We start from the raw sequence: 15662 nt of genomic DNA, 5'->3' as shown, positions 1-15662 counted from the left end.
CTGGCGTGGTGTTGCGACTGCGATTGCCCTGCATGGCACGTCGGATCGCAGGGCTGGAGGCCCAAGACTCTTCTGGTATGCCCCTCACCATCGGTCGAAATGCGGGTCCTAGCCGCCGGGGCATGCTAGGCACCCACCACCGCCAGATGCAGCGACTCGGCAGCCCGCAGCTCCCCGCGTACGAGCGGCATGAGGTACTCGCGGGCAAGCCACGACACCACAGGCACGCACACAGCGTCACCGAAGCCGAACAGGGCCTGGTTCGTGCGGAGCCCCTCGAGGTGGTAGTCACCGGCACCCATGAGACGGGCGTATTCCCTGGGAGTCATCCACCGCACCCGCACCTTGCCGTGACCAGCCTCCACGACGGCCTGCTTCGAGGAGCCACCTCGCGCGGTGCGCAGGCATCCCGAGATGTCATCGGGACGGATTTCCCAGGTCGGCTTACCGCCTCGGGTCCGGCGGTACGCGGTCCGACGCGAGATTCGGCGCAACTTTCGCAAGGCTTCCAGTCGCTCCGCCTGGATGGGCGACAAGGAGTCGATGAAGGCGGCTCTGCGCAGCTCATCCCACCACAGATCGCTGTTGAGCGGCAGCTTGTCAGCCAGCTGAGTCAATCCGGTGGTCAGGGGAGCCGGGGGTGCAGGCAACATCGCCCGGTGAGTTCTCAGGCTGGAATCACCGAAAGGCGCCTGGAGCCAGTCCGGCCGCAACTCACTGTTGGGCACGGGCTCATCCGCTGGAGGATCGATCGCACCGATGAGGAACAGCCGTGGTCGCGACTGCGGCACGAACCGGCGCGCGTCGAGCGTGAGGACATCCACGGAGTAGCCAAGATCATTGAGCGCACGGATGGCGGCAGCGAGGTCATCGCCGCCATGACTGGTGGCCAGTCCCACCACGTTCTCCAGCGCCACGACGGGGGGGCGTCGCCCGCCCATCTCTTCCAGCACTCGCGCGAAGTGCCAGAACGTTCCCGACTCGCTGCCTGCCAGGCCTCGTCGAGCACCGGCCAAGGACAGGTCAGTGCATGGGAACGATGCCCAAGCGAGACTCAGCCCGTCGGGCATCTCGTCACCTGTCACCTCGGCCACGTCACCGAGTTGGAAGGTGTGCTCGTCTTCCAGGTCGTCAAAGTGCCGAACATACATGTCTCGCTTGTCCGGTTCGACGTCGTTCGACCAGATGACTTTAATGCCAGCTTCTTCCAAGCCGATGCGGACAAGCCCTATGCCGGCGAAGAACTCGGCAGCGGTGGGCTTGATAATGCCGGCATCCGAGGAGATCAACGCTAGCTGGGTCACGGCCCAACCTTACTGGCCTAACCTTGATCAACCACCTAGCGGGGCCGAGGCAGTCGACACGAGGGCTCGTTCGCGGTCGGGCGGGTCAACCGGGCAGCCACCCGGCCAGTCGCGCCTTGACGGGTTACAGATTCTCGGGTAGCTCAATCAAGAGCGACGGGTCGGTCTCCACCTCGGCTGTGCGTTTGTTGTATGTCTCCAGCAACTTCCGCAGCCCTGACCGGATGCTCTGATCGCGGAACTCCGCCATCTCCTCCACGTTGGTGCCCACGAAGTCCTCCACAGCCTGGACCGCGACGTGATCCCCTACCTGCGCGAGCTCCGACAGCTGCAGGGCGGCGGCGAGCTTCGCCTCTGGCACCAGCACGCGGGACCGGTAACCCGCAGCCCGGTTGGCTTTGCACCGCCCCTCGAACAGCGACTGGCCGGGACTCATCGTCACGTGAATCGCCGTGTCGCCCACGAGGAAGTCGCCGGGCCGAGCGGTCTGACCATCGGCAGTCGTGTAGCTTTCGTTACTGATAGTGAGGGCGGGGAATCGGAGTGCGAGCTTTGCGCCCACAAGGTGCTGCGCTACAGCGCCCGCCATATTGCCCCCTCGCTCTTGGGCTGCCCTCAGCACAGCGGCGACGACGAGCTTGACCGGGGTCGCCGGAACAAACTCCGCCCTGAGCCGCTGCTTGCCGAAGTACTCGACCTTGATCTGGTCAACGAACCATGCCTGCAAGGTCCTCGCGACCTGGCCTAGCTCCATGGCGGACAGGATGCGGAGATCTCCTGACCGAGCATGACCGTCGATCAGGTTTACGATTTCGACCGCGATTTCCTTGGTCATTCGAGAGGTCCTGCCTCCCTCCTTCAGAAAGGTCCGCTCCTCCCCGTGCTTCCTCAGGATGCGCTGAGCCTGCGGACCGCCTGCGCCCTTCACCTGGGATTCCGCAAGGTAGTCGGAACGGCTCAGCGGGTAGTGCCGCCCGAGATGTTCGGTCACGTAGAGCCCAGCGCAGAAGACGTTCGCGTCGATGCCGCCCTTCTTGTTGCGCTTGGTCTCCCGCCAGACCTCCAACGACTCGATCAGGTCCTCAACGATCGGCTCTGCTCTCAGCCAAACCAAATCCATTACGCACCCCCATCACATAGACAGCTCGGGCAGCTTACGGAAGCGCTGGAACTCGTTCGACCCGTAGCGGACGAAGAGGTCCAGACGCAGCGGTGTTTTCGTCGTGAAGGGAGGTGTCCGTCAGGCCGAAGACAGCAAGCGCCCAGCCACTGCCACAGGCGTCCGATCGAGCTCGAAGAGATCCACCGTCTTCACACTCTGAAACGTCTCCTGCACCTGGCGCATTGCCTCGGCCTGCTCCGGACGGAAGAGCGCCGGATCGGTACGCCACAACGGGTGGACGAGGACCAACGCCTTCCGCCGAGCGCAGCTCGACAGCACCCAGAGTTCGTTCACCTGGTGCCGCTCGATGCCGTACTGACCGAAGGAGTTGATGAAACCCCGGGTGAGGACGTCACCACGATCAAGCCAACGCCCCCAGTCGACCTCCCGGCCCAGTCCAAGTTCGGCCATGTCAAGCGCGAGCCGCCAGTCCAGCGCGCCATGAATCCGCTGATTGTCGAACGACCTGAGGCAGTCGGGGCACGACATTGTGCATTCCACGGCATGCCGGCTTGTTTGCCACCGCTGTCGCAGGTCGTCGAGCACGCGATTGAGCACCTGCGTGAAGATCTCGGGTTGGCCGAGGAGCGAAGCGTATCCAGCACCGTTCTCTAGGCTATCCGCGACGAAGATGCGGTGGGTCTGTTCGTCGCCTACCCGGGCGGGGCTGAGACCAACGGTCAGCTCGCTGGAGTCCACGTCCAACTCTGCTTGGAAGCCCCTGCGCAACACTTCGGCCAGCGACCATAGCGCCGGGAGCCCGGCAGGCTGGACCTCGCGTGTGGTGGGAATGATGCCACCAGGCAGAGCCAGCCGGTTGAGGGTGACGACGAGGGCGTCGGTCTTGCGGACATCGCCGATGGCGGCCTCGCCGCGCCGTCCCCGGGTCTTGGGGATGAAGACTTCGTTGCTGTAGAGAGATTGGTCGGACACCACGACGCTCCGGTCGACCGCATCCTCCATTGGGAAGAGCCGGCCGAGGTTGTCGTTGATTCGGAGAATATCGGCCATCTCGTATACCTCGACGAGGAGGCCGCCGACCGACGACGAGCGGCTCGACTCCGAGGCGATCGCCAGCTCGGGCGCACCGACAACTGCGACCGTCTCCCCGTCAACGTCGTAGTCACGCGCCCGGTAGTCGGTGCGGAATCCGAGCGGCTGGTACATGTCAAACGTGTTCACCATTCCGCCACAGACTGCGCACATGCCGGCCGGCGCGGCCAGTGATGTGCTGCCGCAGTCCTCGCACCTGCTGACGCTGATTGCCGTGCCGAGCGGGTCGACGGGCAAGACGGCATGCCCTTTGACCTCATAGGCGGCGAATCCCACGGCAGTGTGGATTTCGTCGTCCCGGACGACCTCTGCGCCGGGAACGAAGCTTGCAATTGCCATGTCCAGCGATCGGTCAGAGGCCACCGCTGCCTCAAGCTGCCGCTTGTCCCTCGGGTGGTTCTTGTAGAGATAGCGCACCCGCGTCGGGAAGCCGAACATCGGCAACACCCCCGCATTAGCCAGGACCTGGCTGAGCTCCTTCTGTTGGTAGAAGGGGTTGGAGACAGCCGCATCGACGTCGCCGATCAGATCGGCACCGGCCCACCGCTCCAATTCCTTGATCTCGGCGGAGGCGATGCCCGATCGGACCGTCAGCGCGGCGACGACCGCGGGGACGTCTGGTGCCGCAGCCAGCCATGCCTGAACCTGTGCGCGGTATGTCGGCCAGTCGTCGCGCCCGCCGAAAATCCCATGAATGCTGTCCGGAGTACGCTCCGGGGCCGGATCGCTGGCGGCGAAGGCCCTGCGTAGCAGCTCAGCGGCGATCACGCGCCGCGCGATCCGCGTCCGTCGCAGGTCGAGGAACGGCTGCGGGGGAGTGTCGCCGGTGATCCGCTCGGTGGCGTTGAAGTAATAGTCGTCGTGGGTACGGGAGCGGGCGACGGTCAGGGCGTAGGAGTAGGGCTGCCCCTGCCGACCGGCCCGACCGACGCGTTGCTGATAGTTGAATCGTTGCGGCGGAACGTTCGCCATGATGGTCGAACGCAGCGAGCCGATGTCAACGCCCACCTCCATGGTGGTCGTAACGCTGAGAACGTCCAGCGGCGTGGTCAGGATGTTCTCGGTCGGGGGTTTGAGCAGCGCTTCCTTGAACCAGCGCTGGCGCTTTCGCTGCAACGCCAGGGGTTTGGTCTGCCCGGTCAGCTCCGCGACGGCCATCCGTCGCGGAGGCAGGTCGGCGAGCCAGGCATAGTAGTCCTGCTCGATCGGGTCTCCGGGCCGCTGCTCAAGTCCGACGTGGTGGCAGCCCCGTGCGGCGCACACGCCAGCGGACGCATGCAGGTGCCGGTAGTTACATTTGGGGCAGACCCAGACAGCATCACTGCCTTTCACCAGCACGAACGGCGCGTCGGCGCTGTTGACGCGAAGCCCCCAGTCCGGGGCGATGCGGTCGCGGATCTCGCGCGTTACCCAGACCTCGAGCCCGCTTCGGTCGACGCCCAGCTTGTCGGCAACTGCGTGGATGTAGGTCCGGACGGGTCGTGGCATGTCGGTCTTCGGGCTGAACCACTGGCCACCCGCGTACCGTCCTTGGATGCCCATGATCCGAATGACCGAGCGCAGAATCTGCAGGCTGGTTTCGGTGTCAACGCCGCTGCCAGAGAGCTGCGGAGCACGCGGCTCCACCGTCACCAACCCGGTGGACTCTAGGTCGCGGCGGGCCCGGTCGAACACCGCCTCCGCCATGCCTGTAGCGAGCATTTGCCGGTAGAGCTGGACACCGGCCATGCGTGTATGGGGGGCTAGCGGGCTCCACAGCTCCGGCTCGGGAGGATCGAAGATTCGATACCATGGCTCGCCCTGCCACTCCCGCACCGATCGCGCTGGTCCGGCCGGGTGGATCCCGAGTGCGAGCATGCTCGCTTCCAGCCGAATGGCTGCTTGCGTCCAGGGGATCCGCGCTGCAGGATCGTTCGCCTGCCGGTACTTGGCAATGAGTGCGTCGTCACTCGGGGACGTCGCGCCGACGGCTACCCGCATGGCCGCGCCGTAGACATCCGGATGCTGTCGCTGGAACGTCATCAGGGCAGGGAGCTCATCCGGGGCCAGCGGCTCCTTTGCCGACTTGAACACCAGATCGACAGGATCTGGCTGGCGCTGCTCTAGCTCGTGCCGGATGAGCTGACGCACCAGATCCCGATGATGGTTCCGGGCCACCGCAGAGGCGGTGCGGGCGGCATCGTCGCGGCTGTCGGTGAAGAGAATCGTGCGAGACTCAGCCGCGGTGGAGCCCATGCTCCGAAATAACTGCGAGAGGTACAACTGGATCGCCTGCGACTGACCAGATCGGTGGCCCCGGATCGGCGACCGCACAATCCCGCGCCAGAATCGCCGCAGGTCCCCGTTGTAGTTCTTGGCATCGCACCGCGGGCAACGCTCTGGAAGCGCTGGCGGTTTCGCCGTTGTGCTCGCGCCGAGACCGGAAACGGCCAGAATGAATCCGGTCGCGCTTGTCATCGTCTCGATGATGCGGCCGGATGTGGGATCCAGCTCCACGGGCCGGAAGCTGAAGGTCGCGCTCCGGCCCTGCGGCGTCTTGTGCTGCCAGGTGCCCGTGGCTGATTGTCCCGGCCAATACCACATGTACTGGTTTAGAGGCCGCATGTTGACCGGGCGGGTCTGCGGTGACGGGATCTCGACGGGATTAGAGCCGATGACCAACTCCGGCGGGTTGCTGGCCGTATGCCGTTCGATGATGTAGCCGCCTAGACTGACCTCGCCACAGTCGAAGCAATACAGCACCTCCAGAACCCGACCGCCACACGGGCAGGTGGTAGCCGGGCGGCTGAAAAGTTTGCCGATCGCGCGCCCAGCGTAGGCGTGCTCGGGCGAAACCTGACCGCAGCTCGGGTTCGCGCAGGCCCAGAGTCCGCTCGCGGTGCGGACAAACATATGGGCGCGCAGCGGGATGCTGGCCGGACCGCTTCCCGCTTCGGCGACCGCCGACAGCACGACGTCCATCGCGGCGCCGACGTCCACAGTTTTATCAAACAGCCGCCCCTCGATGACGGAGAGACGTGTGGCTCGCAGCGGCTGGTTCGGCTTCTCTCGACAGGCAGCGGCTATCGCCTCCGAAAGGCGACGCTTGTCGGCAATAGCGGCCAGGGCCGCAGAACGGACCGTCGGTTCTTCAGGAAGGGATCGCGCGATTTCCTCGAACTCTATGCGCGACAGCGGCTCGCGGTTAGGCACCGGTCGGGGCACCCCGGCCGTGACCTGGAAGCTCGAGCGAGGCACGCCGAAGAACTGCTCCAGATACTCGCCGCCCTTCTCGTCGTCGCTCAGCGACGCGCTAGTGGCGAGGCACCGCAGTTGCGGCGAGTCTGCGTCGAGACCGATGCGGGAAAGCAGATTGCGAACGACCATGGCAACCTCGCTGCCCTGGGTCCCCCGATACAGGTGCATCTCGTCGATCACAATGGTGAAAACGTTATTCTGCGGATCGGCAGCGAGCCAGTCTGCCGTCTTCTGAAAGATCTCCTGCTCGATGTCCCGCATCAGCATTGCGTTGAGCATGGAGTAGTTGGTCACCATGAGGTCGGGTGGCGAGGCGACCATGTCCCACCTCGTGACCATCTCGCCGACGGTGGGGTCGGAGAACTGAGACAACATCTGCTCGACCGCACGTCGATCCGTGTCATCCTGATAGGCACGCACGAGTGCCTGATAGTCCTGCTCCGTGCTCCTAATCTCGGCCGCCGCTTCACGGACTTTCGACCTATCCCCGGAACCTGGCCGGCTGCCTGAGCCGAGGGTGGCACCCGTGTATCGGCCGAACCACAGCTGTGGGACTTGTCCTGTCGCGGCGATCCGCCGCAGAGCCCGGCGGAGTCGGCCGATCTGGTCCTCGACGAGCGCATTGGTCGGATAAAGGACAACCGTCCGTAGGGCGGCAGGGCGGTTCTCCAGGTCGCGCAGCGGCCGCCACTGCAGCGCGTTGTCCGGTGCCTGCCACCAGCGGTCGGGTGCAGGTTGACTGCGCCAGGTAAGTGCCTCGCGAACGAGTCGGGCGAGTACCGGGAGCAGGAAGGACTCAGTCTTGCCAGAACCTGTGCCGGACGTGACGACAACATTCCGCCGTCCTTCGCCAGGGCTAAGCGAGTGGATGAGCGCCTCGGCCTGGTGGCACCGCAGAAAGATCTCTTCGCCAGGGGCGACGAAGTCGCCAAACAACGCCTCGCCGACAATGCGAGCCGCCACGGGATCGAGACCTGCCGCCTCTGCCGCCTGCTTCAGCGGGTAGTCCGCATCGTATGGCACGACCGGCTCAAGCAGGATGTCGGTGAAGATGAGGCCGGGGTCCTGCAGTAGTTGTCGTCGCTCCCGCCGGAGCGGTTCGTCCCGCAACCAGAATGCTGTATCGAAGTACCTAAGGTAGGCATCCCGGAGCTCACCGTAAACTTGGGTGGGCGCGGGGAACGTCGACGACCGGTTGCTACTGGCGGACAAGGTGCGATTAGTCATGTTGTTCCTCAGCGGGCGAGACGGGTAGCCAGCATGTCAGCGACGTCGGCCGGCACGTTGTAGTAGCGAAGAAGCCGACGCTCTTTGATCGGAGCAGGTGGACGCCCTGCACATAGGACCGCCGCCCGCCCATAAAGCCCTGGTAAGTCGGCACCGAGCGGCACGTCAAGCGCCTGGGCCGCTGGGTCGTATGCCAGCAACGGCCGGCCCGCCCTGAGCGCCTCAAGGTGTTTGACGAGTTGCGCCGTGCCGACGCGGGCCGTTCCGTTCACGAGGTCAACGTCCCGTCGTACGATGTAGGTGCTGCCGAACGACTCAAGGCGGAAGGCACCCGAAGTTTCGGCATGATGCTGGGGGATCCAGGCGGCCGAACCAAGATGAAAATGTTGGATTCGACGAGCACCTGGCATGGTGATTGTCGGAAGCGACGCCTCCAGTGCGGTGAGATCCGGAGCAGCGCGGAGGATGGCCCGGGCGGCATCCGCGGCGACCGTCACGTCCCCCATTGCGCTGGCCAGTTCCTGGGCGGTCTTCGGCGCCAATCCGCTGAGGGTCCGTCGGCTCAGTCCCGGGCTGGTGCTTTCGATCCCGACCTTGGCCCCAGCCTCGGCCGCCAGCTCCTCAAGAGTTTCGACATAGCTTGGCGGCCAGTAGCCGGTTAGCAAGTAGGCACCGTCGGCGAGCTGGGCCAAGGCGGGCGGGGCGATCTCCCACTCGACCGCCTCCAGAGTCCGCTCATCCCGTCGGAGTGCGATGTGGGCAAGCGCTTCAAGAGTCCGAGTGAAGGTGTCGACGAAGAGTAAAGAACCTTCAATTTGCAGAGCGATACCCTCAAGCGCAGACATTGCGCCACCACCGGCGTGCATGAGCCCATCGAGGCCAACGTCCCAGGTCAAAGGCTTCGCCTGCACCGGCTCCACGTCGTAGACGTCGACGCGATACATTGCCTCGACCTTGTCCCGAGCCCGCTTGCTTTTCTGAGCTGCCCAATGATTGTTCGGAAATCGCTTCACAAGGCCGCAGTTACGGCAGACCCCGGTTACAAACGAAGTACTCGCGCAGGGCAGCTCGTAGTAGTGAGCGCCGGTGACAAGACACGATTTCGCGTCAGGGGTAGTCAGGACCGCACTAGCGACCTCGCCATACTGGGTTGGCCGCTGCTGCGTCCACCAGACGGAGCGGGGTGCCTGCACGGCTGGAGATAGCGGTGACGCCTCGGTTGCCACGGCCCCATCGATGACGGGCGACGACTCTTCCTCATACGGTTCTGCGCTCAACGCGGCCCACCCCTGGTGGACCGCCGGCTGATGCGCGAGGCGCCGGCAGCGGGTCCACATTGCGAGGTCTACCGAGTCAGCCGACCGCAGCAGGAAGGGCAGGCGCTGCGTGGGATCGTTGGCACCGTCAACAAACAGCAAAGCCTCGTAGTCACCCACGGGGAGATGCTCATCGGCGCTATGCAGAATTAGCGCGGCCCCGTCGCCCTCACGCTCGCAGATCACCCGCTCGAGGGCGTTTGGGTCGACGTCGCCCACGATGCTTTCAGCGTCTCGACGCGCTACCTGAAGGCGGATGTGCTCTGCGCCGGTCGACACTGCTCGTATCTCCGGCGGCGCATATGCCGAGAACTTTCGCAGCCGGCCCGGAAGCTTGAGCCCTTCGGCGAAGGCCACCTGCGAGGAGACCGAGGGCAGGAGCACATTGACGTCGGCGCGCGCTCGGGACCTAGCCTCGGGCGGCAGCAATCCCAGGATCTGCACATCCCGGAAGAGTACCCAGCCGGTTGGCACACCTTCAGATCCGCCCTCCACTCTCTGGAATCCCGGGCGAGCCACCTGCTTGAGCACATCCGCGACCTCCCCAGCCAGCGAGTTGGACGCAAAGACCAAGCCGTCCTCGGCCAGCTGCAGCCGCTCCACTTCGAGGAACAGGCCGAGGGTCTCGTCCTTGCGCAGGGGCACCACTCGTCGAGGCCGTCGTTGGACGATCTGGCCATCTTCACCGGACAGGACCAGGACGCCATCGAGGATCGAGGACTTCTCGAGGCCCGCCGGCCGCGGAAGGCGGTGCCAGCCATTTACCCACGGCATGAATTCGAGGACCGGCTTATCATCGCCAATCGCGCTGTCGATCTGCATGCAGTGGGGCTCAGCAGCCCCCGGGATGCGAGTCACGATACTGATCTCCAGGCTGCTCCCGAACATGCTCGATCGAGTTAAGGCAACCAGCCTCACCTCTCCACGCGGCCGAAGAGCCTCTGCAGAGAGCGGAATTACCTCGATGCCGCTGCCGTCCCAGTTCTGCAACTCGAGCGAGACGACACTGGCAATACGTTCCCGCGTGGCCGCGTGCCGGGTCCAGAGCGCAGCGAGATTCTTACTGATCGGAGGTGGGTCTCGCCGGATCCACTCGTCGAGGAGTGGCTGCATTTCGTGGGGTGCCACCTCCTGCCCGGGATGGAGCCCGTAGTCGGCGAAAAATCGCGGCAGCTTACTCCGGTCATGTTCGCGAACCAGAGCCTGCGAGATGGAGAGACCAATGTATCGGTGGGAGATGGCCACGGCCGACGGGAGGCCGCGCATACCGTCGAGGCCGGTGAGCCAGGTCGCCAGCACATTCCAGAAAGTCACGACGTGCTGGCGGTAGTGCGCCTTAAGCCGCTGCTTTTCGTGTTGATCCCGGGCTCCGAGGAGCTGCGCCAGCCTGCCGAAGTAGTTGTTTGGCCCCATATCGGCGTCACGGCCCATGCGCTCTGCAGCCATGCTGAACACCGCCAACAGGGCCAGGACAGGGGGTGGATTGAGAGTTGGACGCGAGGTGTGGGCAGTGCGGCGCCAGGTTCCAAGCCAAGTGGTGAGTTGCGTGAGGATCTCACCGAAGGTGTGCCGACTCCCCCCGAGGCGCAGAATCTCCCGTACAGCTGTGGCGAGAGCCTCCTCAACCTCATCAGATGGAGTCCCGGTTTTTTCACCAAGCAACGGAATGGTGTCACTGTCGACATCGATATATACCGGCTGGCCTCCTAGCTCTTCCGAGAAGAAGACCTCGGCTATCGCTTCATTCCAAGCGTCATACGCTTCCCAGCGAGACATCCCAGATCCCTCCCTGCAGAACGTGCCCAAGTTGCAGCATGGCTTGACGCCTTGCAGGGGTTGCGAGCTCAACGGCAGCGCATGACCGAGGTTGAACCGCCGGCCGCGGAGGGCAGAACGTCGGCACCGCCACAGCATTCGCCCGAGCCCACTGCTGCCAGGACCGCTAGGAGCGCGCTCGACCCTACCCCCCGTCGAGAAAGGCACCTCGGTAAGTACCGTCACCCCACTCCCCACTGACGGTGCTCGGACCATATCGCCCCGCGTCCTGCCAGCGGGACCCCCGAGTCTTCAGCCGTTCAGCCGGTCCCGGCTGCCCTGTCTGCGCTGTCAATAGCCCCGCAAGTTGATATTGCTGCGGGGAAAGCAGTCAGATCTTGGTGGCGGTTTGCCCTGCTCAAGGGCACTTTCCTCCCCTCTCCGTGAGGCAGAGCCGCAGCGATGACCGAGCGGGCACGGGCCTCCCCATGCCTCGAAGGCATATGAGCAAGACCCTCAACTTGTCCGAGATCCGACAGCGAGGATCGTCCTGTACTCCTCATGCGACTCCTTCGGCGAGGCGCGCCGGAAGGCGGCGTGGTGAAGGTGCCCGTGGACGATCCCCGGCTGCCACAGCTGCGTAAAGTGTGTCCCGGGTCTTGCCATCCATCAATCAATACCGATGGAGCAGGACAGCGGCGGGCACCCCGGTCCCGAAATGCCCGCCGCCGCCCGCTACACCCGGCCCACGCCCACCGGCTCCGGCGGGACGTCCGGCTCACTTACCCGCCGCTCGTCGCCGTGCCCCGGCCACCACGCCTTGTGCCCGATCAGCCCGGTAAGCGCCGGCACGAAGAACATCGACATGACGAACGCGGACAGCACGATCCCGATGGCCACCGCGAAGCCCATCTGCTGGAGGAACGAGATCGGCGCGAGCATCAGCACCCCGAAGGTGCCGGCCAGGATCAGCCCGGCCGCGGCGACGGTCGGCCCGGCGTGTTCCACGCCGATGGCGGCGGCCTCGTGCGGTTCGTTGCCCTCCCGTGCTTCCTCGCGTAGTCGGGCGATCATCAGGATGTTGTAGTCCGTCCCGATCGCCACCACGAACAGGTAGAGGATGATCGGGAGCTGGAACGTGACGCCCGGGTTGCCCTGGAGCCCCTGGAACACGTAGACGGTCGCGCCGAGCGTGGCGGCGAAGTTGAGCAGCACCGCGATCACCAGGTAGACCGGCGCGACGAGGCTGCGCAGCAGCAGCGCGAGGATCAGCGCGATCAGGCCGGCGGCGACCGGCAGGATCACCGACAGGTCGCGGTTGTTGGCCGAGTTGATGTCGGCGAAGATCGCGGTCGGCCCGCCGACGAGGGCCTTGGTGCCCTGCGGCGCCTTGGCGTGCAGGGCGTCCCGCAGGTCGTCGCGGACCAGGCTGATCGCCTCGTTGGAGACCGGGTTCTCATCGAGCAGCAGGTTGATCCGGGCGACGCTCGGGTCGGTGGTGCTGCGTTCGGCCGGCTGCACCCGGGCCACTCCCGGCGCGCTCGCCGACGCGGCGGCGAAGTCGTTGATCTGCTGGTCGGTGAGGGGGCTGCCGTCGCCGGTGGTCAGGTAGACCTCGGTGGGCGCGAGCGCGCCGGCTGCGAAGCCGCGCTGGAGGTCCTGTGCGGCCCGCGCCGATTCGGTGTCCTGCGGGAAGCCGGCGCTGAAGTCGTAGTCGGCCTTGTAGCCGAGCACCCCGGCGGCGAGCGCGACGAGCAGCACGCCGGAGGCCGCGGCCACCACGGCGGGCCGGCGGCCGACCGCGGCGCCGAGCCGCCGGGACAGGCTCGCCGTGGGCGTACGCTGCCACGCCTTGGACGGCCAGAACACCCACCGGCCGAGCAGCGACACGATCGCCGGGATCAGGGTCAGCGAGGTGACCAGCATGACGGCGACGGCGATGGCGAGCGCCGGGCCGAGCGAGCCGAAGAAGCCGAGCGAGGCGAGCAGCAGCACCAGGAACGCGACGATGACCGCGCCCGCGGCGGACGTGATGACCTCGCCGACCCGCTGCACCGTGACGATCATCGCGGTGCGCTTGTCGTCGCCGGCGCGCAGCCGTTCGCGGTAGCGGAACAGCAGGAACAGGATGTAGTCGGTGCCGATGCCGAACAGCACGATCAGCAGGATGGTCTGGAGGTCCTGGCTGACGTTGAGGTCGAACGCCTTGCCGGCGGCGGCGACCAGCCCGGTGGTCACGGACATGACCACGCCGATCACCACCACCGGGAGCAGCGCGGCGATCGGGCTGCGGAAAATGATCAAGATCAGACCGATGATGAGGACGATGGTGGCGACGCCGACGATCGCGAACGCCGAGTTGAACGTGTCCTCGTTGTCGACGAAGCTGGCCACGTCTCCGGCCACCCCGGCGGTCAGGCCGCTGCCGGCGAGCTCCGAGCCGATGCTGCCGCGCAGCTCGCGGACGGCGTCGAGCAGTTTCGGGTCGTCCGGCGTGTCGGCGTCGAGGCCGACGGAGATGATCTGCACCGACTTGTCCGGCGCGACCGCCTGCGGGCCGGTGAGATAGCCGGAGGTCTGCGGGATGTCGCGGGCCTTGAGCGCCTGGGCGAGCTGCCCGACTCGCGCCTCGTCGGCCGGCGTGAGCGGCTTGCCGTCGTCGCGTTTGACCACGATGGTGGCGGTCGCGGTCGCCGACTGCGGGAACGCCTTGCTGGCCAGCTCGGTGGCCTGCACCGACTCGTAGGAGTGCGGCAGGAAGCTCTCCTGGTCGGCCGAGGTGATGTCGCTCAACGACGGGCTGGTGGCGATGATCGCGATCGCGGCGATGAGCCAGCCGCCGATCACCCACCACGCCTTGCCGACGACGAATCTGCCCAGTCGCTCGAACATCGCTTCCCCCGTGAATTCGACTGTGTCCCCCGCATCCTAACGTCGGTAGCCAATCCTTTTCGGACGCCGCGCGACCTTGCGATGAAGATCCGGGTGTCGGTACGGAAGTGTCGTACGTGGCTCGTAGCCTGACGGGCATCGACGATCGCAGGGAGGCGACGTGCTCGACCACTTCTCCATAGCGGTGCACGACCTGGGGGTCAGCGGCGCCTTCTACGACGCGGTCCTCGCCCCGCTCGGCGGTCGGCGGATCATGGAGCCGGGCCCGATCGGCTACGGCGTCGACACGCCCGACTTCTGGGTCGAGCCCGCGCCGGCCGACGCCGTCCCGGCGCCGCTGCACATCGCGTTCACCGCGCCCGACCGGGCGGCCGTGCACGCGTTCCACGACGCCGCGGTGGCCGCCGGCGCCGAGGTGCTGCACGCGCCGAAGGTGTGGCCGGAATACCACGCCACCTACTACGGCGCGTTCGTCCGCGACCCGGACGGCAACAACATCGAGGCGGTCTGCCACCGGCCGGAGTGAGCACGGTGGAGATCGAGCCGGTCGAGCACGCGCCGGTCCGCGCCATCCGCCGGTCCTGGCTGACGCAACGCTGGCACGACCTGACGTTCCTGCACTGGGCGGTGCCGCCGGAACGGGTCGCGCCGCTGCTGCCCGCCGGCACCCGCCCGGACACGTTCGACGGTCTCACCTACGTCGGGCTGATCGGCTTCCGGATGGTCGGGGTGGGGTTCGGCCGAGGGCCGGGCGTCCCGTTCTTCGGCACGTTCTGGGAGACGAACGTGCGGCTCTACTCGGTCGACGGCGCCGGCCGGCGGGCGGTGGTGTTCCGCTCGCTCGACGCCTCCCGGCTGGTGCCGGTGCTTGTCGCCCAACTCAGCCTGCGCCTGCCCTACAAGTGGTCGGCGATGCGGCTGGACCGCGCCGGCGACACGCTCACCTACCGCTGCCGCCGCCGCTGGCCCGGCCCGGCCGGCACGCGCAGCCGGATGACCGTGCGTGTCGGCCCGCCGATCCCCGAGCCGACGCCGCTGGAGCACTTCCTCACCGCGCGCTGGGGCCTGCACACCCGGGCGTACGCACGCACCCGGCACCTGCCGAACTGGCATCCGCGGTGGCCGTTGCACCGCGCCGACCTGCTGCACCTGGACGACGAGCTGGTCACCGCCGCCGGCCTGCCCGCGCCGGACGGGCCGCCGGTGAGCGTGCTCCACTCCCCCGGCGTCCCGGTCGTCTTCGGTGGCCCCACCGCACTCCCCTGAATCGGTCCTCGGTCAAAGCAGGAACGAGGGCGCCACGCAGGAACGAGCGCGGAGTCAGCGCAGCGGGTCGTGGGTGCCGCGCGGGACGTCGGGGCGGCAGCGGCGTACCCGGTCGGCAGCCATCCGGCCGCCCACCGCCAGCCCGTGCCGCTCCACCGCGGCCAACCCGTACGCGCTGCACGTCGGCGTGTAGCGGCAGGTCCCCGGCCAGCGGTGCGACAGCCAACGCCGGTAGCCGAGGATGGCGGCCCGCCCGGCCCGGTCGACGGCCGGAGTCCGCACCACGCCGGCGGTCACCGAGCCGAGGGTGAGCAGCGTCGAGAAGAGTCCCAGGTCGCAGCAGCCCGGCCCGTCGCAGTCGGGCAGGTCGCAGTCGCACCCGCGGTCCTTCTTCTTTTTCCGGTGGTGCCGCTTCCGCATGATCACGATGCCATGATGCGACACGGCCGC

General features: G+C 66.4%; 8 protein-coding genes. 2 read left to right on the top strand and 6 right to left on the bottom strand.

Translation table 11 applies throughout. From position 1 onward, the window contains the following. Positions 1-125: 125 nt before the first annotated feature. The 5 genes from O7619_RS09370 to O7619_RS09350 all read right to left on the bottom strand — a co-directional run bounded on the left by O7619_RS09370 (position 126) and on the right by O7619_RS09350 (position 13946). Complete coding sequence (locus O7619_RS09370) at positions 126-1304, bottom strand: DNA cytosine methyltransferase (protein WP_282287028.1); 1179 nt, start codon at positions 1302-1304, stop codon at positions 126-128. 124 nt (positions 1305-1428) lie between these two features. Next, positions 1429-2424 carry a DUF4928 family protein gene (locus O7619_RS09365; RefSeq protein ID WP_282287027.1) on the bottom strand — a complete coding sequence of 332 codons (996 nt, stop codon included), beginning with the start codon at positions 2422-2424 and terminating at the stop codon, positions 1429-1431. Between the two features lie 120 nt (positions 2425-2544). Further along, complete coding sequence (locus tag O7619_RS09360) at positions 2545-7983, bottom strand: DEAD/DEAH box helicase (RefSeq protein WP_282287025.1); 5439 nt, start codon at positions 7981-7983, stop codon at positions 2545-2547. 8 nt (positions 7984-7991) lie between these two features. Continuing rightward, positions 7992-11075, bottom strand: coding sequence for a hypothetical protein (locus O7619_RS09355; RefSeq protein WP_282287023.1), 3084 nt, complete (start codon positions 11073-11075; stop codon positions 7992-7994). Positions 11076-11789: 714 nt separating this feature from the next. Then, positions 11790-13946: an MMPL family transporter gene (locus tag O7619_RS09350; protein ID WP_282287021.1), complete on the bottom strand. Its 2157-nt coding sequence runs from the start codon at positions 13944-13946 to the stop codon at positions 11790-11792. A gap of 160 nt (positions 13947-14106) precedes the next feature. On the opposite strand from O7619_RS09350, the gene O7619_RS09345 reads away from it, so the two are divergent. Both O7619_RS09345 and O7619_RS09340 read left to right on the top strand, forming a co-directional pair. Then, complete coding sequence (locus O7619_RS09345) at positions 14107-14472, top strand: VOC family protein (protein WP_282287019.1); 366 nt, start codon at positions 14107-14109, stop codon at positions 14470-14472. Between the two features lie 5 nt (positions 14473-14477). Next, positions 14478-15212: a DUF2071 domain-containing protein gene (locus tag O7619_RS09340; protein WP_282287018.1), complete on the top strand. Its 735-nt coding sequence runs from the start codon at positions 14478-14480 to the stop codon at positions 15210-15212. Positions 15213-15266: 54 nt separating this feature from the next. On the opposite strand, the gene yidD is transcribed toward O7619_RS09340, so the two are convergent. Next, positions 15267-15632: a membrane protein insertion efficiency factor YidD gene (gene yidD, locus O7619_RS09335; RefSeq protein ID WP_281590482.1), complete on the bottom strand. Its 366-nt coding sequence runs from the start codon at positions 15630-15632 to the stop codon at positions 15267-15269. Between the last annotated feature and the right edge of the window lie 30 nt (positions 15633-15662).

It is taken from the genome of Micromonospora sp. WMMD998, assembly GCF_029581235.1.
Classification (GTDB): domain Bacteria; phylum Actinomycetota; class Actinomycetes; order Mycobacteriales; family Micromonosporaceae; genus Micromonospora.
Note: the sequence above shows the minus strand (reverse complement) of the source record. Positions and strands in the feature narration are given on the sequence as shown.